We start from the raw sequence: 22,418 nt of genomic DNA, 5'->3' as shown, positions 1-22,418 counted from the left end.
GCCGCCTATCCTCGCCGGAATGACCTCTGAGCGCGCACGGAACTCTGCGAATCACGCCCGACCCGAGTCGACGCGAAAGGTCCTCACGTCGCGGCGCGTCGCCGCGGCCACCATGGCCGGCCTGATCCTGGCGTCCGCGGGGGGACTCGGGTACGTGTTCCTCGGTGACGGCGCGGCAGACAGCCGGACCGTGGCAATCGTCAACACCGACGCCGGCGCGACCGTGGACGGAAAACCGGTGCGTGCGAGCGACACCCTGATCGACAAGCTCGAGGCGAACGAGGCCTTCGACTGGCAGGTGGTCGACGCGGACGCGGCGGCGGGCGGCGACTGGTTCGCCACCGTGACCGTGCCCGAGGACTTCAGCGAGGCGGTGTCCTCGGTGTGGGGCGCGAAGCCGCGGCAGGCGACCCTCGACCTCGACGTCGCGGGTTCCGACCCCGGTGCGTCCGAGGAACTCTCCGGAGTGGTGTCCTCCCAGATCGGCGCGGACGGCATCACGGATCTGCTGGCGAACATGTCCTCGTCGCGGACGCGTTTCCAGCAGGCGGGCATGACGGCCGGGTTCCTCGCAGCGGGCACGGCCGCGGCGGACGATGCGGCGCAACAGCTGACGGAGGGCGCCGACACTCTGCTCCCGTATCTCGAGACGGCACGTTCCGGCTCGGTGCAATTGCTGGGCGTCGCCGACCAGGTGGCGGGTGTGGTCGGTGAGACGTCGGGAACGGCCGACGACCTCGCGGACCGGTTGAGTGCGCTGGGCCTGACGCTGGGCGAGGCGAACGACAGCGCCACCCAGATGCGCACCAGGATCGACGACGCGATCCGCGTTCTCGACGCCACACCCGTTGCATCGGACGTGGTCCCGTCGCTCCGTCAGGTTCGTGCCGACCTCGATCTGCTCTCCTCGCAGCTGGGTTCGGTGCCCGGTCTGCTGGGCGGAGGGGTCGGCCCCGACACGGACCTGGGCGAACTCGTGCGTGTCGCGATGGGTCAGCTCACCGACGCCAGCAATCAGCTGAGCAGCGGGGCACGGCAACTGAACGACGGCATCGTCCCGATCGCCGATCAGGCACCGGACATGCTCGAAGGCGCCACCTCACAGATCGTCGACGGGTTCGCGAAACTGAAGACGTTGTCCGGGCAGCTGTCCACCGACCTCAACAACGGTGTCGCGGCGATGCCGGTGCGCACGGCGGCTCAGCAGAACCAGTTGGCGACGGTGCTCGCCGAACCGGTCGCGGTGACCCGCACCCTCTCCGCGCCGTCACCGATCCTCACCGCCGAGCACCTCGCCGTCGGCTTCGGGATCACCACCGTGCTGCTGGCGGGGGCCGTCGTGTGGATGGGTCTGCGGCGCAAAGCCTGATCGTCAGCGGGCGTCCTGGATACGACGCCACGGCGTGGCCTGCTCGAGCTCGAACGCCAACTCGAGCAGCGTCCGCTCGTCGCCGTGGTCGGCGGAGAAGTGCGACGCCAGCGGCAGGCCGCGGGACGTCTCGTGCATCGGCAGCGAGATGGCCGGTCCGCCCGACGCGTTGTTGAGCGGCGTGAACGCCGTGTAGGCGATCAGCTTGTCGAAGAGCTCCTCGAAACTCTGTGTCGGCGAGAGGTATCCGAGCTCCGGAGTCGTGTGGGCGAGGGTGGGCGACAGGATCACGTCGTACTTCTGGAAGATCTGCGCGTACTCACTGTATGTGCGCCGCAACCGGTAGAGCACCCGCGGAGTCTTCGCGATCTTCTTGCGGTACATCGCGGCGAGTCCGCGCGTCAGGTTGTCCGTGGCGTCGCGGTCGAAGTCCGGTCCGAGCATCCGCTTGCCGTTGCTGGAGATGACGAACGACAGAAATCCCCAGTAGATGCAGAAGTCCTCGACGAACGAGGAGTTCACCGGCATCGGGCACTCCTCGACGTGGTGACCGAGGTCCGCCAGCAGATCGGCGGTCGCGTGGACCGACTTGCGGGTCTCGTCGTCCGTGCGGGACACGGTGACCGAATCGACCACCACCCCGACCTTCAGCCGGGTGCTGCTCGGCCCCTCGACCGACCGGATGGGTGGCAGCGCCGGATTGCGGTAGTACCGTTCGGCGGCCGCCATCCACCGTGCGGTGTCCCGCACCGAGCGGGTGACGGCGCCCTGCGCGATGATCCGGATCGGCAACGTCTTGTCCATGGCGTCGGGGACCGTCCGACCGCGGGACGGCTTCAGGCCGACGAGCCCACACGCGGCCGCGGGAATGCGGATGGATCCGCCACCGTCGTTGGCGTGCGCGATCGGCACGACCCCCGAAGCGACGAGTGCGGCCGATCCGCCGGACGACGCTCCCGGCGAGAACGCGGGATTCCACGGATTGTGCACGGCCTCGGCGTCCATGAACTCGGTGGACGCGCTGAAGCCGAACTCGGGCAGCCTGCTCTTCCCCAGAGACAGCACACCCGTCGACAGGTACTGCGTGACGAAGTCGCTGTCGGCCCGGGCGGGCTGCGCGGCGAAAGCGACGCTGCCGTGCTGCGTGGGCAGGCCCGCGACGTCGACGTTGTCCTTGACGACGGTGGGCACTCCCGCGAAGAGACCCTCGTGCGGGCGGTCCGCCTCCGTCAGCGCACGGTCGAAGTCGGCCAACGCCAGGGCGTTCAGGGCGGGTCCGACGGATTCGGCGCGCGCGATCGCCGCCTCCGTCACCTCGCGGATCGACACCTCGCCGGAGGCGATCCGTGCCGCGAGGCCGGTGGCGTCGAGGTCGCCGAGCGCGTCTTCGCGGAATGCGTGGACGACGGTGTCGTCACGGGCGGGGTTGCTGAACTCGGTCACTTCCGAAGCCTATTGGACGCTCGGCCTGCAGGGATGGAATTCCGGTCGCGAAACGAGCACGGGCGCACGGACACACCCGAGAGTGGTCCGTGCGCCCGTGGCCGCGAAGAGGAAACTAGACGATCAGGCCCGCGGTCTGCGTGCGTGCCTTCTCGAAACGAGCGGCGACGTCCGCCCAGTTCACGATGTTCCAGAAGGCCTTGACGTAGTCGCCCTTGACGTTCTGGTAGTCGAGGTAGAAGGCGTGCTCCCACATGTCGAGCAGCAGCAGCGGCGTGAGGCCGATCGGGATGTTGCCCTGCTGGTCGTACAGCTGGACGATGAGCAGGCGCTGGCCGATGGAGTCCCAGGCCAGGATGGACCAGCCGGAGCCCTGGATGGCGTTGGCGTTGGCCGAGAAATGGTTGCGGAACGCGTCGAAGCCGCCGAACTGGTCGTCGATCGCGGCAGCGAGCTCACCGGTCGGCTTGTCGCCACCGTCGGGCGAGAGGTTGTTCCAGAAGACGGTGTGGTTGGTGTGGCCGCCCAAGTGGAAGGCGAGGTTCTTCTCGTGCAGGTTGACCACGGCGGGCAGGGTGTCCGACTCGCGGAGTTCGGCCAGCTTGTCGAGGGCCGTGTTGGCACCGGTCACGTACGCGGCGTGATGCTTGTCGTGGTGCAGTTCCATGATCTTGCCGGAGATGTGCGGCTCGAGAGCTGCGTAGTCGTACGGGAGTTCCGGCAGCGTGTAAACAGACACGAGGGTCCCTTCATCTATGGGCGTGTGAGCCCTAGTGTTTCCGGGTGCCGACGACACGTGGGCACGCGTCTGACACCCGCCTTTGGCGAATCGTTCTCGGGTATATACCCAATCTCATTGGTACACCCTGCGCAACAGTTGGGGTCACGGAGCGATTCCCGGAAAGGAAAGTTCGGGCACCCGAAAAAAGGCTGGCGCGGCGACACTGGATGTCGTGAGAATTCGTCCGACCGGTGAACGGAACCTTAAGCTGACGCGATGCCTTCGCTGATACCTGTTGCAGATTCGCATGCGGCCGCGCCGCGTGTGGAGCTCACGGGCGCGAACCTGCTCCGCTTCTTCGCAGTTCTGGCCGTGATTTACTCGCACATCTCGTTCTATCTGATCGACGACCTCGGAACCGGATGGTGGTTCATCGACGTCGTCTACCAAATCTTCATCGAGCGAGGCGGTCTCAACCAGCATCTGTCCTTCCTCGGGGTCGCCGTCTTCATGATGCTGACCGGGGTGCTGATCACCCGTTCGGCTATTCGTCACGAGCCCGGGCAATTTCTGTTCAACCGGCTCGGACGAATCCTGCCCGCATTCTGGGTGGCCGTTCTCGCCGCGATCGTGCTGGTCCGCCTCGGCATCAACGGCATGTTCAGCGGCCAGGACGGGGTGTCGAATATCGACGCGGCCCTGAGTTTCGTGCTCGGCGGATTCTTCCTCAAACCCGAGGTGGCGGTTCTCGGAGTCACCTGGACCCTCGCCGTGCAGATCGTCTTCTACCTCGCCTGCGTGGCCGCGCGCCCCGTTCTGCGCACCCTGCCCATCGCGATGCCGATGGCCGGTGCCGCGCTCTGCGCGCTGATCCTGCTCTACAACCTGTACGCGCCGCAGCCGTACACGGTTCCGATGCTGTCCAAGATCGCCGCGACGCTGCCGGCCGTGTTCCTCGGGCAGATCATCTACCTCGGCTGGGCGCGGCTCGCGGACTGCCGGTGGATCGTCGTCGCCGGGCTGGCCCAGGTCGAGGTCATCCGCCTCGCCACCGACTTCCGCGTGTACTGGGCGGGCGATCATTACCTCTGGACGTTCGCCGTCGTCACCGCGGGCGTCGTGCTGGTGGGCCGATACGACGGGCCCGCGGCGCACTGGGCCGTCGTGCGGTGGACCGCGACGCGCAGTTTCGCGATCTACCTCGTCCACACTTTGATTCTCTACCGCGTGTACGAGCACACGGTCGGCTCGTTCGGCGAGACCGGAGCGGTGGTCGCATTCCTCGTGGTGACGGCACTCGTGTCGGAGGCGCTGTTCCGGTGGGTGGAGGTCCCCGCGACGGCGTGGGTCACCGCTCGCGTCGAGCGGATGCGCGCACAGGCGGCGCTCGCGCAGGAGGCCACTCCGGCACCGCGCGTAGCATCGAATCATGTCTTGGTACGACGAGCTTCTGGGTCGAGCAGCCGCTAAGTCCGTAATGGTCACCGCCGAGGATGCCCTCCCCGGCCGCAGCCAGCCGATTCCCGTTCCGGCGACGCACTTCGTCAACGGTCACCCCCTGCAACCCCCGTTCCCCGAGGGCATGCAGACCGCGGTGCTGGGCATGGGATGTTTCTGGGGCGCCGAGAAGGAGTTCTGGCAACTGGACGGCGTCTACAGCACCGCGGTGGGATATGCCGGCGGCTACACGCCCAACCCCACCTACGAGGAGACCTGCTCCGGTCGCACCGGGCACACCGAGGCGGTGCTCGTGGTCTTCGATCCCAAGGTGATCTCGTACGCCGAGATCCTCAAGGAATTCTGGGAGAACCACGACCCCACGCAGGGCATGCGGCAGGGCAACGACCAGGGAACGCAGTACCGTTCGGCGATCTACACGATCGACGAACAGCAGGTGGAGATCGCCGAAGCCACCGGTGAGGCCTTCGAGAAGAGGCTCGCCGACGCCGGATACGGGGCGATCACCACGGAGATCGCCCCGCTCACGCAGTTCTACTACGCCGAGGACTACCACCAGCAGTACCTCGCGAAGAACCCGGGCGGTTACTGCCCCGTGCACGCCACCGGCGTCAGCTGCCCGGTCGGTCTGCTGAAGCAGGACGAGGTCCCGGCGCAGACCGACATCCTGCCGCCCTCGTAGCCTCCGGTCTCAACCGCGGGTCGCGGACCACGTGAGCACAGCGGACGCCGCGATGGCGCTGACGGTGCGCACGTGGTTCCACCCGGTCCAGCCCGACACGTAGTCGCGCCAGTACACCGCCGAGTCGGCGGCGGTGGGATCGATCGCGTCCAGCGCGTTGTTGTGCGGCACGTGGTAGACGATGGTCAGGACGATCCCCACGAGATACAGCGCGCAGGCGATCACCGCGTAGACGGCCGAACTGTCGTGCCGCACCACGCTGACGACCGCGAGCACGATCGACGTCAATGCGGTGCCGAACAACGCCGTCATGAACCAGAAGTTCGGCGCCTCGCGGTTGATCGCCTGCATTGCCGAGATGCCCTGAGCCGGTTCCAGGCGACCGAGCCCGGTCATGATGAACGTGGAGAACGCGAACATCACGCCGCCCACCACGCCGGCGCCCACCGCCGTGACGATCGTCAGATAACGCTCCATGGTCAGACCCTCCAGACACCGGCCGCTGCTGCGGCGCGGACGTAGTCGGTGAAGTCGCGGGGCGCGCGCCCGAGTGCGCGTTCCACCCCGTCGGTGAGCGATGCGTTGCGCCCGTCCAGCACTTCGTCGAACAGGTAGGTGAGCAGGCCGATCGCGTCGGACGGTACCCCCTGCCCGCCCAGGGCCGTCGAATACTCTTCCGAAGTGACTGGTGTGTACCGGATTTCGCGACCCGTTGCCTCCGAGATCGCGGCGACGGCGTCACCGAACGACAACAACCGCGGCCCGGTCAGCTCGTACAGTTCGCCGGCGTGGCCGTCCCCGGCCAGTGCGGCGACGGCGATCTCGGCGAGATCGTCCGCGTCGACGAAGGGTTCGAGCACGCGTCCGTCGACGGGCAGCGCGAGGTCGCCTGCGAGCAGTGAGTCGAGCATGAAGCTCTCGCTGAAATTCTGGCTGAACCAACTCGACCGGAGGATCGTCCACTCGGCTCCCGCCTTGCGGACGGCGAGTTCGCTGCGCTCGGCCTCGGTTTCACCGCGACCGGAGAGCAGGACGAGTCGCCGGGCCCCGTTCGCGACGGCCAGGCCCGCGAACTCCTCGACGACCTCCGCCGCTCCCGGTACCGCGAGATCCGGGTAGTAGGCGATGTACACCGAGGTGATTCCTTCGAGCGCCGGCCGCCACGTGTCCCTGTTCTCCCAGTCGAACGGGGGACGGCCGGAGCGGGAGCCGCCCCGAGCGGGCACGTCTGCGGCGGCGAGCCGGGCGAGGACGCGGCTGCCGACCTTGCCGGTGCCGGTGAGGACGAGTGTGTGCGGTGTCGTTGTCATGTCTTCAGTCAAGACGGCGTCGTCGAGACTTTCCATGGTTGAAACGCGCTGATACATACGCGAGCGTCTACGCTGGACTTGTGGATCCCCTCGCCGGTCTCATCAGTGGTCCCCGTGCCGCAGGAGCGTTCGTGCTCCGCTCGATCATGGAACCGCCATGGTCGCTGCAGATCGACGACCACGCGCCGCTCAGCCTCGTCGCGATGGGCCGGGGCGAAGCGTGGGTCCTTCCGCACACCGGCGACCCGGTTCAGCTCACCGAGGGTGACGTCGCGATCGTCCGCGGACCCGAGCGGTACGTCGTCGCCGACCATCCGGACACCCCGCCGCACGTGATCATCAACCCCGACCAGAGCTGCACAACGCTCCGCGGGGAGCCGCTCGCCGAGGCGATGGACCTCGGGGTACGAACCTGGGGAAACAGTGCGGACGGCCGCACGGTCATGCTGACCGGGACGTACCAGACCCCGGGCGAGATCAGCATGCGACTGCTGACCGCGCTCCCGGAACTCGTCGTGCAGCGCCGCGCCGACTGGGACTCGCGGCTGGTCACCCTCATGCACGACGAAGTGGTGCGCGACGAACCCGGACAGGAAGCGGTGCTCGACCGCCTGCTCGACCTGCTGCTGATCGCGGTGCTGCGCGCCTGGTTCGCGCGGCCGGCGGCCGAGGCGCCGTCGTGGGTACGGGCGCAGAGCGACCCGGTGGTGGGCAAGGCGATGCGCATCCTGCAGAACAACCCGTCCCGCCGGTGGACCGTGGAGTCGCTCGCCGCGGAAGCCGGTATGTCGCGGGCTGCCCTCGCACGGCGGTTCACGGACCTCGTCGGCGAACCTCCCATGACGTTCCTCGCCGGCTGGCGGCTGTCCCTGGCCGCGGATCTGCTCCGCGAACCCGACGCCACGGTCGCGTCGGTGGCCCAGCGAGTGGGGTACGGGAGCGGATTCGCGCTGAGTGCGGCGTTCAAACGCGTGCGCGGAGTGAGCCCCAAGGAGCATCGTGAGATGGCGGGGAGCAGATGAGTGTATTACGGCACAGTGCCCAAAGACACACCGGATTAACTTGATCTTGTTTGCCTTGCGTACGACCCTGGATGGTAGGGAATTGTCGGCGAGAGGACCGGATCCGGAATGTGGAACAACTCTCAAGCGCGGGGGCTGCGTAAGCGGTCGGCCCGTCAGCGGCACAACCCGCTACTCCGGCGCTCGGACCGGATCGAGAACATGCTCACCCTCGCGGTCGTGGTGCTCGCGTTCGCGATGCTGCCCCTGGCCATCCTCGTGGGCGCCCGGACCATCGACAGTCAGCTGACGCTGGCGGAGAAGCAGGTCGCGGACTACCGCACCGTCTCCGCCACCACGCTCGCCGACTCCACCGGCGTGTCCGTCACCTCCGACGTCGCACCGTCGGGCGTCGACACCGCCCCCGCCAAGTGGACGTGGGGTAACGAAACCCGCCACGCCGACATCACCGTCGACCCCGCCACGCCTTCGGGAACGAAGGAAGACATCTGGGTCAACGCCGACGGCAACCTCACCACCGAACCGATGTCGCCGTCCGCGGCACGAGTGGCCGGCGTGATCGCCGGGCTGTTCACCTGGTTCGCGGTGATGATGATCGCGCTGTCCGGCTTCCTCATCTGCCGCGCCTCCCTGAACCGCGCCCGCGACGCGCAGTGGGACCGCGACCTCCGCCAGTTCCTGGATTCGACCACCCGGCACTGAGCCTGCTCAGCTGATCGAGCCCCTGAACTCGACCGCCTGCTGCGCAGCCTGCGTGGTGACGGCGATGTCGGCGACAGGGTAGACGTGGAACTCGAAGAAAGGTCCGAATTTCGTCGGGCCGTCCAAGACGTCGTTCGGGTCGTCCGCCTCGACGAAGGCGAATCCCCCGGTTCCGTCCAGGCGACCGAGGAAATGATGGAAGTTCGCCCCTTCCGCCGGCGTCCATCTCGCGAACACTTCGAGGCTCCGCCGCGCAGCTTCCTCGTTCTCGGCGGCGGACCCACCATTACGCAGCGTCCAGGTAATCACGTACTTCATCGCACCCTCCCGAGGGTGTGCCGGGATCAGCTCGCGGGGACCGCGCCGAGCTGCTGAAGGAATCCGAGCGTGTCCCACACCTGCCAGGTCTCGGCGATCTTGCCGTCGGCCAGCCGATGGATCGAGATCGCGTCCACTCGGATCTTGTTGCCGGTCGGCGCAATCCCGTTCATCTCACCGACGTGCGTTCCCGTGCCCGTCCAGCGCACGACGACGCGGTCACCGGCCGAGAACATCTCCTCGATGGTCCAGTGCCCGTCCACCCCGTCCTGGTAGGCCGAGATCGCCGCCACCATTCCCGCGGGACCCGGCCCACCCGGGACCTGGGGATCGTGCATCTCGTGGTCGCTGCTGAACAGCTCCACCGCTATCTCGTTCTTTCGATCGTTGTTCATCTCCTCGTAGAATCGACGCACTACCGCCTCTTCCGCAGAACCCATCACAACCTCCGGCGTACTCGAGAGTCCACACGGCCGTTCCGGTCGTACTTCGAGCATTCCACCGGCGGAAAGGGAACGGAATGTTGCTGAGCGCGCCGAAAGACCCGAGCCGTCGTCGAGTGGAGGTGTGATGGGCGCGGAGTCCCGACTACGTGAACCTGGGCCTGGTGCTGCCCCGAGAGTCCGTCGCGCGGTGGGCGATCTCGACCGCATCGGTGCGTGGCTCACCGTCACGGGGTTCATCAACGCCGAGCCGGGCTACGACCAGACGACAGCGGTGCTCAACGGATACTCCGAGGTGGTACTCGACGTGTTCGGCCCGGAAATCGGCGACCACGCCCGGACGGCGATCGGGGTGGCCGCGCTGCCCCTGAATCTTCCGGTCGTCGTGGCCGCCGAACTCGAGCTTGCCTAGCTCAGTTGCGGAACGACCTCACTGGCGACCAGTTCCAGGTGGTCGAGGTCGCCGAGATCGAGGGTCTGCAGGTAGATCCGCTGCGATCCGGCCTCGGCGTAGCGGCCGATCTTGTCGACGAGCTCGGCGGGCGACCCGGCGAGGCCGTTCTCCCGCAGCTCGCTCACCTCGCGTCCGATGCTCGTGGCGCGTTTCGCGATCTCCTCCTCGGTGCGCCCGCAGCACAGGACGAGCGCGTTGGAATACACCAACTCGGTGGGGTCGCGATCGATCGCCTTGCACGCGAGCCGGACCCGTTCGATCACGTCCCGCGTCTCGTCGACGGACTGGAACGGGACGTTGAACTCGTCCGCGTACTTCGCGGCCAGCGCAGGGGTCTTCTTCTTGCCGGTGCCGCCGATCAGGACGGGCGGACCCTGCGGCTGCCGCGGCTTCGGGAGTGCGGGCGAATCCTTGACCGTCAGGTGCGTCCCGTCGTAGGAGAAGGTCTCACCGAGCGGAGTGCGCCACAGCCCCGTGATCACCGCGAGGGATTCCTCGAGCCGCTCGAACCGCTCCTTCAGCGGCGGAAACGGGATGCCGTACGCCTGGTGCTCCCCCTCGTACCAGCCGGCGCCGATGCCGAGGTCGACGCGGCCGCCGCTCATCTGATCGACCTGCGCCACCGAGATCGCCAGCGGTCCGGGATACCGGAACGTCGCGGACGTGACGAGGGTGCCGAGCCTGATCGTGGACGTCTCCCGGGCGAGACCCGCCAGCGTGATCCACGCATCGGTCGGTCCGGGAAGACCCTCGGTGTTCATGGCGAGGTAGTGATCCGACCGGAAGAACGCGCCGTACCCGAAACGTTCGGCGGCCTGCGCCACCGCCAGAAGATCGTCGTAGGTGGCACCCTGCTGGGGTTCGGTAAAGATTCGCAACTCCATGTGAACCACTCTGCCCGATCCGTGATCGGTACGCTGATTTCATGGCCAAGATCCCACTGAACCTGCCGAAACCGCTGGCCGACAAGCTGCCCGACGCGTTCGGAGGCTCCAGCGCCGGCGTGGTGCCGGTGGTGCGGCTGCAGGGGATGATCGCATCCGGCGGCGCGGGTTTCGGGCGGGCGCTGAGCGCGGAATCCGTCGAGGAACCGTTGCGACGCGCGTTCACCACCCACGGTGCGAAAGCGGTGGCGCTGCTGATCAACAGTCCCGGCGGGTCGCCGACGCAGAGTGAATACATCGCCGCCCGCATCCGGCAGCTCGCCACCGAACACGAACTGCCCGTGCTCGCGTTCTGCGAGGACGTCGTCGCGTCCGGCGGCTACTGGCTGGCCTGCGCGGCCGACGAGATCTACGCGACCGCCACGTCGGTGGTCGGCTCCGTCGGCGTCATCTCGGCGGGCTTCGGGTTCTCCGAACTGATCGACCGGCTGGGCATCGAACGGCGGCTGCACTCGGCCGGCGAGGCGAAGGCCCGCCTCGACCCGTTCTTCGCGGAGAAGTCCGAGGACGTGCAGTGGCTCGAACAGATCCAGGAAGGCATCCACGACGAGTTCCGCGACTGGGTGGTGGGTCGCCGAGGGGACAAGCTGAAGGCGGACGGGACCGAGCTGTTCAACGGCGACGTCTGGCTGGGGCGCCGCGCCGTCGAGCTCGGCATCGTCGACGGGATCGGCACACTGCGCGAGGTGGTGGAGAAGCAGTTCCCCGACGCCACCCTCGAAATGACCGGACCGCGCCGCTCCCTCTTCGCGAAGCTCGGGCTGCCCGCTGCGAGCTGGGACGAGGTGGCCGCCGCGATCGTCGGTGCGGCCAGTGCCCGCGTCGCGTGGTCGCGGTACGGGCGGTAACTACTTCGGCACGACGACCCCGACCGGGCCCGCGCCGATGCACAGCGACAGGTCCGGGGTCAGGGCGCTCACCCGCACGCTCCGACCGCTGCCGGTGAGCCGCACGAACACCGAATTCGGGCCGCGTTGCACCGGCACCCGCACCGGGCTGCCGACCTCCATCGCGACGGCGATCTCCCCGTCCGCAGTGGCCATGTAGTTGAGCTGCGCAGTCCACTCCCAGCCGGTCAGCGGTCCGTCGAGGGGAAGCGGGACGAAACTGCGCTGCTCCACCAGGTTCCCGCAGTCCGGGACGGGTCCGGGCTCGATCGCGCGCACCCACGTGACCTGGGCGTCGACCACCGAACCCGCGTCGTCGATCATCCGGAGGTCGGGGGTGCTGTCGGAGAACTCGGGGCGGTCCCGCAGCGGTGCGAGGACCCGGCTCACCAGGTTGTTCGGGTACGCGACCGGCAACAGCACCCAGATGGACGCGGGCTGCTGGAGGATCGGCGCGTCATCCCGCTCGGCGAGCGACGCACGCGCGGTCGCGAGGTAGGCGGTAGTCGGGTTCTCCTCCCAGCTGCGGGTGAACGTGTACGTCGACCACAGGCTGCTCGCGACGAACGCGACGACGGCGGTCACGGCCACCAGCGGCCGCACCCGAACCGGGTCGGCGCGTCGGCGGGGTGCCCGGGCGATGACCGCGACGGCGATCGCGAGAATCACCGCGGTGTCCGTGAAGTAGCGCAGGGTCTGCGCGAGTTCGTAGGTGGTGTCCGCGCCCCATCGGGTGACGACCATCGCGGTCACCGACAGCAGGAAGTACCCGGCCGTGAGGATCCACACCCAGCCGATGCGGCGCTTCAGCTGGACCGTCGTGACGACCGCCGCCATGAGGACCACCCAGCCGACCACCTCCAGCGTCGTCGACGGGGAGGCCCACGGGGGACTCGGAATCCACCGTTCCCACGTCCACGGCCCACCCACGAACGTGGGCAGCAGCCCGAGCGACGTGCCGTGGTGGAACAGTTCGAACGCGCGCGACGCACCCGCCCACTCCCACTGCGACGCGACGGTGGAGAAGTAGAACGCCGCCCACACCGCGAGCACCGCCGCCGACGGGATCCAGAGGGCCGCGCCTCGCCGCAGCGTCGACCGCACAGGCCGCTCCCGCCCGCCGACGTGCGCGAGCAGGGCCACGGTCGCGAACGCGGCGAACGGGACCACGACGGACTTCTCGAAGAACAGCAGCGACGCGATCAGCACCAGCGTGCCCGAGACCGCGTACCGCCGCCGTCCGGTGCGGCACACCTCGAGGGCGTCGCGCGCCACCCACGCCAGCGCGATCTGCAGGGGCAGTGCGTTGAGCGCCGCCGCCCACCAGGCGAACGCCGGCACAGTCAGCGGAGAGAACAGATAGATCGCCAGCGGAACCAACAGGACGGGTCGTGGACCGAGGATCGTGCGAAGTAACCGGAAGACCGCATACGACGCCACCGCCTGCAGCGCGATCATCGTCAGCATCGGCAGGATCCACTCATACGGCGCGACGCGCGTCGCGATACCCGCCACCAGGAAAGCTCCCGGCATCAGGTGACCGTCGTGGTCGTAGAGCAGCAGGTCGGCCGAGAGCAGCGGGAGGCTTCCGCCGCGTCCGGCGAGGATCAGATCGTCCCAGTAGAAATCGCTGTTGGCGGCTACCCACGTCCGCACGAGAAGTTGCACCACGACGAGGGCTGCCGCCACCTGGAGGACACGGGCGGGCCCGAGGTGCCACCGCGATCCGACGTCGTCCGTCATCGTTTTCCGAGATTACAGATCGGGTGGAACCAAACCGCGCCGGGCTGCGTCAGATCAAGTGTCGGGGCATTTTTGCCCGGCACAGGTGGGGGAGACGACGGCCGGTCCGGAGTTCTCGGGTCGCTTCGCGGGCGATCCGAACTGGAGGGGTAATTCCGGGCCGAGCCGTCGGTCACCGAGTCCGATTGTTCACCGAGCTGCGATGTCAAATTCATCCACCGTTGTGGACCGTTCATCCGAGGCTGTCAACAAACACGGATTCGCATGCGCTCTGACCTGTGTATAGGGACTACTCGCACTGTCCATAACTGTGTATGAACCTGTGGAAACTGTGGATAACTCCGCATTTCACGTGGTGCAGCTCACACATTCTCCCCAAAAAGGACGATTCGGTCGTGGGCTGCCCGCATTCGCGGGTCGTGACAGAATCGGCAATGTGAAGTGGGTGCGGAGGGCATGAGCGTCGTCGTTCAGGTGTGCGCGCGATGCGCGGCTCGGTGGCCGGTCCTCGGCTCCCCGGCGCAGTGGTGTCCCCGTTGCCACGGTGTGCTGCTCGCCCCCGTCTGCACCGACCAGCACCAGCCACCCGCGAGTCGGGGGTTCCGCTGGATCGCGCGATCCCCGCTGCGGCGCAGCGGTCTCGCGGCCGAGCCGCCGACGTCGAGCCCCACCCCGCACTACACCGAGATCCCCCGCTGGGGACTCCACGATCACGTCGAATCACCCTCCGCGCGACGCGACTGGCCGGAACTGCTCGCCGGCAAGGCGGCCTTCTTCCTCACCCTCACCGCCGGCCTGTACGCGTTCGCCGTGATCGCCGAACTGGGCCGGTACGCCGTCCTCCTCCGCAACCGGACCCGGCTGATCGACCCCACCCTGCTCGCCGTGTCCGACATCGCGGTGTTCCTCGGCCAGGCCGGCGGGATGCTCCTCGCGCTGCTGTCGGGGATCGGCGGAGTGTGCTGGCTGCTGCGGATGCGTCGGCGTACGTTCGCCCGGGCCAAGACGTCCGACCCGCGCACCCCCACCGAGGTGATCGTCGGTTGCGCGGTGCCGGGCCTGAACCTGGTGATGCCGGGTGTGTACCTGCTCGAGGTGATCCGCCGCGATCCCCGCGCGGTCCTGCTGGTCCGAGCCTGGTGGAGCCTGTGGGTCTTCGGCGCCGTGCTCGTCGTCTTCAACTGGTTCTGGCGGTCCAGGCCGGGACTGCAGGCCATGGCGGACGGTGTCCTGCTGGCCGCGTTCACGGCGCTGGTCGCTTCCGCGACCGCCGTACTCGCACTGATGGTGCTCCGGCGGCTCGAGGGCCGGACGCTCAAGGGGGCGAAGGAGCCCGTCACCCGCTGGGTGATCGCCACCGGGCCGCCGCCGCAGAAGGACGCGGAGAAGGCTGTGGAGAAGTCCGCCGAGAAGACGCCCGAGGTCAGCGACCGGGAAGCCGTCGCGTCGTGAGCCCCGACCGGCGCGGCCCCCTGGTGGTGGCGCACCGCGGCGCATCCGCAGCGATGCCGGAACACACGCTCGCCGCGTACGAGCTGGCGCTGGAAGAGGGCGCGGACGGGCTCGAATGCGACGTGCGGCTCACCCGCGACGGCCACCTCGTGTGCGTCCACGACCGCACTGTCGACCGGACGTCCACCGGGACCGGCGTCGTCAGCGAGATGACCCTCGAGGAGCTGGCGGAGTTCAATTACGGCACGGAAGACGAGCCGGCCGAACTCCTCGAGCTGAGCGCGCTGATCGCACTCACCCTGGACTGGACGGCGCGCCCGGTGAAGCTCTTCATCGAAACCAAGCATCCCGTGCGTTTCGGCGGTCTCGTCGAGAGCAAGGTGCTCGCCGAACTGCAACGCTTCGGCATTGCCGCACCCCCGTCCGCCGACCACTCCCGCGCCGTCGTGATGTCGTTCTCCGCCGGAGCGGTGTGGCGGATCCGCCGGTCGGCGCCGATGCTCCCGACCGTGCTGCTCGGCGAATCCGCCCGGTACCTCGGCGGGGGCGCCGCGACCACCGTCGGCGCCACCGCGGTCGGTCCCTCGGTGAAGACGCTGCACGAACACCCGGACATCGTCGACAAGGCCGCCGCCGCAGGGCGCGCCACGTACTGCTGGACCGTCGACAACCGCAGCGACGTCGAACTGTGCCGCGAACTCGGGGTCAGCTGGGTGGCCACCAACCACCCCGGCCGCACCAAGAAGTGGCTGGCGTCCTGACCGGACCGGCGTCGGCGTGTAGGTTTTGGCGTCGTGGCAAAGAAGAGCAAGAGAAACAGTGGTCCGAAGCCCGACAGTGCCCGCGCCGAGAAGCTCGCGCAGCGGCAGGCGGAACGGGAGAGCGCCGCAGCGGCCGTGACCCGGCCGTTCGAAGGCCTCGCCGCCGAATGCGATCTGGTGGCGCTGCGCGAGTTCGTCCCGTCGGCGACCGCCCCGCTTCCCGTCAAGGATTCGTCCCGTCCGGTGACGCTCGCGACCGTGCTGCCCGGTGCCGTCGCGGCGCTGGTCCGCGACGAGGGTGACAGTGCCACCGGGTTCGTCGGTGTGCAGGTCCAGGCGCATTCCGCGGATCTCGGCGCCGATCTGGCCGCGTCCGTCGCCTGGGTCCGTGACGCCGCGGCCGGCGAATCGCTGGCCTCAGCCAACCCCGGATCCGAGACCCCGGCACTGGCCGACGTGATCGACGCGGACGCACCGCTCGACATCACCGTGCACCAGGATTTCAACTGGTGGATTCCCGAAGGCGTCGAGCCGGCCCCCGAGGTCGCGACCACCGTGCAGCACGCGAATGCGGCGATCATGCCGTCCGCACGAGTCGAGGCCGAGGGTGTCGTCGCGGCGTGGTGGGTCGATGCGGGCCAGAAGGCGCACATCCGCTGGGTGCGCCCGGAAAACGAGGACGATCTGATGCTGGCCCTGGCGCGCGTGCACGCGACCGGCGGTCTGCACCTCGGTGAGGGTTCCCGCTACGCCGGGTCGTTCCGGACACACGGTCTGCTGGTCCCGGTGTTCGACCTGGACCGCGAAAAGCATGCGAACGAGTGGGCCGCCGCCACCGTCGAACTCGGTCAGCGTCTGGCCGAGGCGCTCGCCGTCGACGCGCCGCTCACCACCGAGGAGCGACGCGCCCGCGACGGACTGCGTGGCCGCCAGGTCACCCTGCGATAGGGCCCTTCGCGCCCGTGCGCCTTTCTGGTAGCTACCACAACCAGAAAGGCGCACGGGCGGCGGAGCCGCCTAAATGGAGCCGCCGGCTGCGTGCGGTGCCCCGGACGTGTCTGCGACGCCGCTCATCTCGCGTGCGACGAACTCCTCGAGATCGAACAGGTTGCTGCCCGCGCGGTCGGCGATGGTCAGCAGCGTCGTCATGCTCGCGACCTCCTCGACCTGCTCCTTGAGGAACCACTGCATGAACTGCTCGCCGAGGTAGTCGCCCTCCTCGCGGGCGGTGCTCGCCAGCTGCACGATCTGCTCGGTGACCGACTGCTCCTGAGTCAGGGCGAGTGCGATCGGCTCGCGTGCGTTGTCGAACTGGCCCTTCGCCGCGTCGACACCCGACAATTCCACGGAGATGTCGCGATCGAGGAAGTACTGGACGATCATCATGGCGTGGTTGCGCTCTTCGACGGCCTGCTTGTAGAAATGCTTGGCCAACTGCGGCAGGTCCGCATTGTCGAAATAGACGGCAGTCGCGATGTACTGGTGTGACGCGTTGAATTCGTTGCGAATCTGGTCGTGAAGCAGAGCGTGGAATTTCGTCTTGTGCGCGTCAGTGGAAGTCATGAAATGGATAATATCGCTGGTCAGAGCGGGTGTCATCCAAGTTCAACCTAATTTTGGGAAGCGTTCCCAAACTAAAGTCAACCTAATTTCGGGACCATTTTGATGTCATTTTCCTAACCTGAACTGGCGACGGATCCCCGACGGGAACGGGGCAAACCACGTCGGCGGGCACCCGTCCGTGTATAAAATTCACAGCGTTCTGACGGCGCGGCCCGGAGGGGCAGGCACATGTTGAGACGACCCGGTGCATGGATAGCGTTGATCCTCGGTGCCCTTTTCCTGGGGGCGACGATTCCCGCCCCGGCGCAGGCCGACCCGCTGTATCCCTGGCCGGATCCCGACTCCTTCTATCTCGCTCCGGCCGACCTCGGGGTCCTTCGTCCCGGCGACGTCGTGCGGACGCGGCGGATCGACACCTGGATGTACGCGAATTCGGACGGGTGGCAGATCGCGTTCCGGTCGACGAACTCGACGGGGCATCCGATCCTGGCCGTCACCACGGTTCTGCTTCCCCGCGGTGTCGCGAATCCTCCGCTCGTGTCGTATCAGGCGATCGTGAATTCGCTCGGAACCAAATGTGCCCCGTCACACTCGTTGTTCAATCTGGAACTGCAGGAGTCGCCGGGCCTGTATCTGGGTCTGCAACGCGGCTGGGCGGTCTCGGTGCCCGATCATCTCGGCCCGACCGGCGCCTACGGTGCCGCGAAGCTCGGGGGAATGATCACCCTCGACAGCGTCCGGGCGGTGCAGCGGGTGGCCGAACTGGGGTTGTCGCACAGCCCGGTGGCGTTGGCCGGATATTCGGGTGGGGGAATGGCCAGCGCGTGGGCCGCGGCGCTGGCACCGAGTTACGCGCCGGAGCTGAAACTCGACGCGGTGGTGGCGGGTGGGATTCCCGCGGACCTCGAGCAGATGGCCCAAGGCCTGGGATTCAATCCGCACCCGGGGTTCGGGCTCGCGTTCGCTGCCGCGATCGGCTTGGAACGTGAATACCCGGACCAGCTACCGATCTCGTCGCAGCTGAACGCGACCGGGCTGTGGCTGCGCGAGTGGATGTCGAACGAATGCCGCCGGTTCCTTCTGTTCCACGGCGCCTTCCGCAGCGCCGGGCAGCTGGCTGCCACCACCAGCCTCATGGCGAGTTCGGGCGCGCACCAGGTACTGCGCGACAACAGCCTGCGGTACTTCGAGGGTGTCCCGACCGCGCCCCTCTACCTGTGGCACGGAACCCTCGACGGGTTGACGCCATTCGATTCGGTTGCCGAGACCGCGCACCGCTACTGCGCCGCCGGCGCCCGACTGACGTTCGTCCCGTACGAGATATCCGAGCACATGACGACGGCAGTGGTGGGCTTTCCGGACGCGTACGAATACGTGGCCGCGCGGTTCCGCGGCGAACCGGCGCCCACCCGCTGCTGACCCGAAGGGTCAGACGCCGCCGCCTGCGCTCTTCGGCGCACCCGGCCGGATCGGTGAGTTCCCGCTCATCTCGCGGGCGATGAAATCCTCGATGTCGAACAGATTGTCGCCGGCACGTTCGACGATCGTCAGGAGCGTGTGCATGCTTGCGACCTCCTCGACCTGTTCCTCGAGGAACCACTGGACGAACCGCTCACCCAGGTAGTCGCCGGTGTCGCGGGCCGTCCGGGCGAGCTTGGTGATCTGTTCCGTGACGACGCGTTCCCGTTCCACCGCCAGTGCGACGGGGGCGCGCACCGAATCGAAATCGGTGACCACGTCGTCGATGCCGGGGACTGTCACTTGGAGGTTGTTGTCGATCAGGTACTGGATCATCATCAGCGCGTGGCCGCGTTCCTCGGCGGCCTGGGAATAGAACCGGCGAGCGAGTTGCGGGAGATCGTGCGAGTCGAAGTAGACGGCCACCGCGATGTATTGCTGGGATGCGGTGAACTCGTTGCGGATCTGCTGCTGCAGAAGGGCATGGAACTCGCTGGGTGCTTTCGGCGCCGGTTGCGTCATGGGTGTCAGTTTACGGCCGTGCGTCACGGTCCGGTGGTGACCAGTTCGGCCGGGACCTGACGGTCGTTCGCCAGCGCGTCGAAGAACTGGGACGCCCGGTCGTGATCCCAGAGCAGCACGTTTCCGGCTCCGTCCACGTCCTCGAACCCGCCGACGGGGACGGTCGTGGTGATCATGTCGCCGCGTACCGCCCAGGCGAGTGCGGCGAGGTTCCAGATGTGGTCGCTCTCGTCGACGCGCAGCGATGCGGCGGTGTCGGTGACGAGGGGCCAGACGCGGAACGGGTTGAGCCACGTCGCGGGACTGGTGGCCTTCGACATCAGGGCCGCCATGAACATCCGCTGATGGTTCATCCGGTCGATGTCGGCGAGCGCGGTCGCGCGGCTGCGGACGAAGCCGAGGGCCTGCGCCCCCGACAGTTCCTGGCAGCCGGGCGCGAGGTTGATCCCCGCGAGCGGGTCGTCGATGGCGGTGTCCAGGCACATGTCGACGCCGCCGATCGCGTCGACGATGCCGGCGAAACCGCCGAACCCGATCTCGGCGTAGTGGTCGATGTGCAGACTGGACGCCTCCTCGACCGTCTGGGTCAGCAGTTGCGGACCACCGAACGCGAACGATGCGTTGATCTTGTCCTCGCCGTAGCCGGGGATCGACACGTACGAGTCGCGCGGGATGCTCACCATGGTCGCCGGGCCGCCGCCGCTGGGGACGTGCACCACGATGATGGTGTCGGTGCGGTCGGGGCCGCTGTTGCCGCCGGTCGACAGTTGCTGTTCCTGCTCGGGGGTCAGCCCGGTGCGGCTGTCCGAACCGACGAGCAGCCAGTTCGTGCCGGGGGTGTCGTCGATCCGGCCGGGGTAGTCGGCCAGCGCGTCGATCCGGTTCAGCGAACTGTCGAGGTAGTAGGTCATGCCCGCGAGCGCCAGGACCAGCACCAGGAACAGGATGCCGATGCGTCGGCCCCAGTTCTGCTTGCGTTTGGGGCGTCGCTGTTGCGGGGGCTCCGGGGTCCGCGGCGGCGCGAGCGGCGGCGGTGGTGGTGGCGTGCGAGGGGGAAGCCGGTCGGGCACCCGTGACGGCGGTGGCGGCGCGTCACGGTAGGGCTGCGGCGTCTGGGTGGGCGCGTAGCCGCGCGGACCCTGCGGCGGCGCCGACCGGGACAACTGCGGTTCGGGGGCCTGCGACCACGCCTGCTGGGGCGGCGGGCCGCCCCGTCCGTCGCGGCGGATCACCTGGGTGCCCTCCGGCGGCTGCGCCGGGGGACCCTGCCGGGGAGCGGGGTGTCGCGGGCGGGGCGCAGGAGGTCCCTGTTGCGGGGGACCCTGCGGTGGCACCCGCCGCGTCTGCGGAGGAACCCGCTGGTCGGGCGGTGGCATTCGGCGGTTCGGGGGCGGCGGCACCTGCTGCCCGCCCTGCGTCCGCCGGGGCGGACGGGGCGGCAGCGGAGGATAGGGGGCGTCGCCGGTCACCCGCACGACTTTACTGGTCCGGCCGGATTACGGAATCCAGCCGACGTGCCCGCGCAGGGCGGCGTAGCCGACGAACGCGACCGAATCGATGGTGGCGTGGGCGATCACGAGAGGCCACAACCGTCCAGTCTTCTGCCAGTACCGGCCGAACACCAGACCCATGGCGACGTTGCCCAGCCCGCCGCCGAAACCCTGGTAGAGGTGGTATGTCCCCCGGAGCACCGCCGACGCGAGGAGTGACGAATTCTCGCTCCACCCGAGCTGCCGCAGCCGGGTGATCAGATATGCGACGACGAGCACTTCCTCCGCGCCGGAGTTCGCGATTGCCCACAGGATCAGGGCCGGCAGCCGCCACCAGTGATCTCCGATCGTGCTGGGCACGACGGTGAGGTTGGCGCCGATCGCGCGGGCCAGCAGGTAGAAGCCGAGCCCGGGCAGACCGATCAGTGCGGCGAGCCCGACACCCTGCGTCGCGTCGGGACGCCAGCGGAATCGGCCGAGCCCGACGGCGCGCGGGCCGAGGCCGCTGCGCCACAGGAGATACAGACCCAGGGCGCCCCAGGCGAGGAGTTTCACGACGCCGAGCAACTGCCGGGCCACATCGATGATCTGGTTCTCAGCGCGGGCGAGGTTGAGGGCGACGGCCTGATCGGCAAGGTTGCCCGGGGTCAGCAGCGATTCGGACAGTGACAGCAGCCCCGACAGTCCGCTCGTCCCGAACGTGACGAGCAGGACGATCGTGATCTCGATCCACAGGGCCCGGCGCTCGCTCCCGGTGACCGGCGGAGCGGCCGGTTCGGGTGAGGCAGGCCGTATCCAGGAGGCGAGCGTTGCACGCGAGATCACGCGGCACACGCTAGCGTGCGCCGAACCGGAATGCCGATCAGCCGCGCGCGCGGAGTCCGTTCACGAACGGGCATCCCACCAGCAGCCGGATCGCCCTGCTCAGTGCGACGGCGTCGTCGACCGGCGCGGAGAACGGCATCCAGATGTCGCGGTCGCCGTGGTCGTTCTCGACACGCAGTCGCAGTCCGTACCGGTCGATGCCCAGGGGGCGGACGCGTCCGCGTCGCATGTGGGGCGGCAGTTTGCGGGACAGCATGTCGATGAGGTCGCGGTGGTCCTCGTCGAGATGCTGGAGCCACGCGGTCTCCATTTCCCAGAACGGGTCGGGCCGGGCGGCGAGCAGATCGTCGAGGGCTACGGGTTCGGCGCCACTGGTATCGGCGACCACCGCCGATTCGAGGCGGAGTTGCAGCAGCGTCGCATCGTGCCCGACGTCGAGAAGTCCGGGGTGCGGGTATTCGGACGCCACCTCGTCGGCCAGTGTGCGGGTGTGTGCCTCGCACAGCGCGTGGAGGTTGCCGCGCAGCCAGACGAGCGATCGCACGGGCTCACGCAGGGCGAGCGGCGAGTTGTCGGTCAGCTCCAGCACGGCGGGGATTCCGCCGCCGCCGGCGAGCCAGGACAGCGTGGCGGCCGCCGATTCGGTGGGCACCGCGACGACGACGTCGCCGCTGGACCGCAGGTGGTGAACCGACGTGACGGTCGGTGCGCTGCCTTCGACGGCGAGTACCGCGTCCTGGGTCCGTGCGCACGAGCTACGCACACGCTCGGCGGTGGACGGACCGGTGGTCGTGACGGGCATGGAGCCTCCTTCAGGTTTCCGCGATACTGAGGTAACCCTAACCTAATGT

General features: G+C 68.1%; 23 protein-coding genes and 1 pseudogene. 11 read left to right on the top strand and 13 right to left on the bottom strand.

The genetic code is table 11. From position 1 onward, the window contains the following. Positions 1–19 precede the first annotated feature (19 nt). Positions 20–1,369 (top strand): hypothetical protein, encoded by a 1,350-nt coding sequence (locus tag ACFVJ3_RS24265; RefSeq protein WP_378454464.1) that lies wholly within the window; start codon positions 20–22, stop codon positions 1,367–1,369. Positions 1,370–1,372: 3 nt separating this feature from the next. On the opposite strand, the gene ACFVJ3_RS24260 is transcribed toward ACFVJ3_RS24265, so the two are convergent. Continuing rightward, positions 1,373–2,812 carry an amidase gene (locus tag ACFVJ3_RS24260; RefSeq protein WP_378454463.1) on the bottom strand — a complete coding sequence of 480 codons (1,440 nt, stop codon included), beginning with the start codon at positions 2,810–2,812 and terminating at the stop codon, positions 1,373–1,375. Between the two features lie 115 nt (positions 2,813–2,927). After that, on the bottom strand, positions 2,928–3,551 hold the full coding sequence (locus ACFVJ3_RS24255; protein ID WP_012691075.1) for a superoxide dismutase: 624 nt from the start codon (positions 3,549–3,551) through the stop codon (positions 2,928–2,930). A gap of 258 nt (positions 3,552–3,809) precedes the next feature. Between ACFVJ3_RS24255 and ACFVJ3_RS24250 the strand changes: the two genes are divergently transcribed. Then, positions 3,810–5,003 (top strand): acyltransferase family protein, encoded by a 1,194-nt coding sequence (locus ACFVJ3_RS24250; RefSeq protein ID WP_378454462.1) that lies wholly within the window; start codon positions 3,810–3,812, stop codon positions 5,001–5,003. Further along, positions 4,963–5,673 carry a peptide-methionine (S)-S-oxide reductase MsrA gene (msrA, locus tag ACFVJ3_RS24245; RefSeq protein ID WP_378454461.1) on the top strand — a complete coding sequence of 237 codons (711 nt, stop codon included), beginning with the start codon at positions 4,963–4,965 and terminating at the stop codon, positions 5,671–5,673. The genes ACFVJ3_RS24250 and msrA overlap by 41 nt, the downstream gene beginning before the upstream one ends. A gap of 9 nt (positions 5,674–5,682) precedes the next feature. Here msrA and ACFVJ3_RS24240 read toward each other — a convergent pair whose 3' ends face one another. After that, complete coding sequence (locus ACFVJ3_RS24240) at positions 5,683–6,150, bottom strand: DUF1772 domain-containing protein (RefSeq protein ID WP_378454460.1); 468 nt, start codon at positions 6,148–6,150, stop codon at positions 5,683–5,685. Between the two features lie 2 nt (positions 6,151–6,152). Next, a complete protein-coding gene (locus ACFVJ3_RS24235; protein ID WP_378454459.1) occupies positions 6,153–6,983 on the bottom strand; it encodes an NmrA family transcriptional regulator in 831 nt (276 codons plus the stop codon). An 80-nt stretch (positions 6,984–7,063) separates the two neighbouring features. Here ACFVJ3_RS24235 and ACFVJ3_RS24230 point away from each other — a divergent pair, with 80 nt between their 5' ends. Together ACFVJ3_RS24230 and ACFVJ3_RS24225 are read left to right on the top strand one after the other, a co-directional pair. After that, positions 7,064–8,005 carry an AraC family transcriptional regulator gene (locus ACFVJ3_RS24230; RefSeq protein ID WP_378454458.1) on the top strand — a complete coding sequence of 314 codons (942 nt, stop codon included), beginning with the start codon at positions 7,064–7,066 and terminating at the stop codon, positions 8,003–8,005. A 108-nt stretch (positions 8,006–8,113) separates the two neighbouring features. Next, positions 8,114–8,707, top strand: a complete 594-nt coding sequence (locus tag ACFVJ3_RS24225) for a hypothetical protein (protein ID WP_009477090.1) — start codon at positions 8,114–8,116, stop codon at positions 8,705–8,707. A 6-nt stretch (positions 8,708–8,713) separates the two neighbouring features. On the opposite strand, the gene ACFVJ3_RS24220 is transcribed toward ACFVJ3_RS24225, so the two are convergent. Beyond that, positions 8,714–9,025 carry a DUF3303 domain-containing protein gene (locus ACFVJ3_RS24220; protein ID WP_378454457.1) on the bottom strand — a complete coding sequence of 104 codons (312 nt, stop codon included), beginning with the start codon at positions 9,023–9,025 and terminating at the stop codon, positions 8,714–8,716. 26 nt (positions 9,026–9,051) lie between these two features. After that, the gene (locus tag ACFVJ3_RS24215; protein ID WP_378454456.1) at positions 9,052–9,465 is read right to left on the bottom strand and encodes an ester cyclase; all 414 of its coding nucleotides are present in this window, start codon (positions 9,463–9,465) and stop codon (positions 9,052–9,054) included. Positions 9,466–9,646: 181 nt separating this feature from the next. Here ACFVJ3_RS24215 and ACFVJ3_RS24210 point away from each other — a divergent pair. Beyond that, positions 9,647–9,880 (top strand): annotated as a pseudogene (locus ACFVJ3_RS24210) (RidA family protein); the annotation flags it as partial. Here ACFVJ3_RS24210 and ACFVJ3_RS24205 read toward each other — a convergent pair. Further along, a complete protein-coding gene (locus tag ACFVJ3_RS24205) occupies positions 9,877–10,806 on the bottom strand; it encodes an LLM class F420-dependent oxidoreductase (RefSeq protein ID WP_378454455.1) in 930 nt (309 codons plus the stop codon). The pseudogene ACFVJ3_RS24210 and the gene ACFVJ3_RS24205 overlap by 4 nt on opposite strands. 41 nt (positions 10,807–10,847) lie before the next feature. Between ACFVJ3_RS24205 and ACFVJ3_RS24200 the strand changes: the two genes are divergently transcribed. Continuing rightward, complete coding sequence (locus tag ACFVJ3_RS24200; RefSeq protein WP_378454454.1) at positions 10,848–11,714, top strand: S49 family peptidase; 867 nt, start codon at positions 10,848–10,850, stop codon at positions 11,712–11,714. Here the strand turns inward: ACFVJ3_RS24200 and ACFVJ3_RS24195 are convergent, their stop codons facing one another. Further along, the gene (locus tag ACFVJ3_RS24195) at positions 11,715–13,496 is read right to left on the bottom strand and encodes a hypothetical protein (RefSeq protein WP_378454453.1); all 1,782 of its coding nucleotides are present in this window, start codon (positions 13,494–13,496) and stop codon (positions 11,715–11,717) included. It lies immediately after the preceding gene. A gap of 456 nt (positions 13,497–13,952) precedes the next feature. Between ACFVJ3_RS24195 and ACFVJ3_RS24190 the strand changes: the two genes are divergently transcribed. Genes ACFVJ3_RS24190 through ACFVJ3_RS24180 form a run of 3 tightly spaced genes read left to right on the top strand, consistent with a single transcriptional unit; the run spans position 13,953 to position 16,657 of the window. Continuing rightward, complete coding sequence (locus ACFVJ3_RS24190; protein WP_378454452.1) at positions 13,953–14,948, top strand: DUF4328 domain-containing protein; 996 nt, start codon at positions 13,953–13,955, stop codon at positions 14,946–14,948. Then, positions 14,945–15,709 (top strand): glycerophosphodiester phosphodiesterase, encoded by a 765-nt coding sequence (locus ACFVJ3_RS24185; protein WP_378454451.1) that lies wholly within the window; start codon positions 14,945–14,947, stop codon positions 15,707–15,709. The genes ACFVJ3_RS24190 and ACFVJ3_RS24185 overlap by 4 nt, the downstream gene beginning before the upstream one ends. 33 nt (positions 15,710–15,742) lie before the next feature. After that, positions 15,743–16,657, top strand: coding sequence for a DUF5926 family protein (locus ACFVJ3_RS24180; protein WP_378454450.1), 915 nt, complete (start codon positions 15,743–15,745; stop codon positions 16,655–16,657). Between the two features lie 69 nt (positions 16,658–16,726). On the opposite strand, the gene ACFVJ3_RS24175 is transcribed toward ACFVJ3_RS24180, so the two are convergent. Next, on the bottom strand, positions 16,727–17,272 hold the full coding sequence (locus tag ACFVJ3_RS24175) for a ferritin (RefSeq protein ID WP_378454449.1): 546 nt from the start codon (positions 17,270–17,272) through the stop codon (positions 16,727–16,729). A gap of 228 nt (positions 17,273–17,500) precedes the next feature. Between ACFVJ3_RS24175 and ACFVJ3_RS24170 the strand changes: the two genes are divergently transcribed. After that, a complete protein-coding gene (locus tag ACFVJ3_RS24170) occupies positions 17,501–18,691 on the top strand; it encodes a lipase family protein (RefSeq protein WP_378454448.1) in 1,191 nt (396 codons plus the stop codon). A gap of 9 nt (positions 18,692–18,700) precedes the next feature. On the opposite strand, the gene ACFVJ3_RS24165 is transcribed toward ACFVJ3_RS24170, so the two are convergent. The 4 genes from ACFVJ3_RS24165 to ACFVJ3_RS24150 all read right to left on the bottom strand — a co-directional run bounded on the left by ACFVJ3_RS24165 (position 18,701) and on the right by ACFVJ3_RS24150 (position 22,369). Further along, positions 18,701–19,252, bottom strand: a complete 552-nt coding sequence (locus ACFVJ3_RS24165; RefSeq protein WP_378454447.1) for a ferritin — start codon at positions 19,250–19,252, stop codon at positions 18,701–18,703. A gap of 23 nt (positions 19,253–19,275) precedes the next feature. Beyond that, complete coding sequence (locus ACFVJ3_RS24160) at positions 19,276–20,484, bottom strand: LCP family protein (protein WP_378454522.1); 1,209 nt, start codon at positions 20,482–20,484, stop codon at positions 19,276–19,278. A gap of 264 nt (positions 20,485–20,748) precedes the next feature. Then, positions 20,749–21,567: a CPBP family intramembrane glutamic endopeptidase gene (locus ACFVJ3_RS24155; RefSeq protein WP_378454446.1), complete on the bottom strand. Its 819-nt coding sequence runs from the start codon at positions 21,565–21,567 to the stop codon at positions 20,749–20,751. A gap of 37 nt (positions 21,568–21,604) precedes the next feature. Further along, positions 21,605–22,369 carry a DUF2470 domain-containing protein gene (locus tag ACFVJ3_RS24150; protein WP_378454445.1) on the bottom strand — a complete coding sequence of 255 codons (765 nt, stop codon included), beginning with the start codon at positions 22,367–22,369 and terminating at the stop codon, positions 21,605–21,607. Positions 22,370–22,418 lie beyond the last annotated feature (49 nt).

The organism is Rhodococcus sp. NPDC127593 (assembly GCF_042671975.1).
Classification (GTDB): domain Bacteria; phylum Actinomycetota; class Actinomycetes; order Mycobacteriales; family Mycobacteriaceae; genus Rhodococcus_F.
Note: the sequence above shows the minus strand (reverse complement) of the source record. Positions and strands in the feature narration are given on the sequence as shown.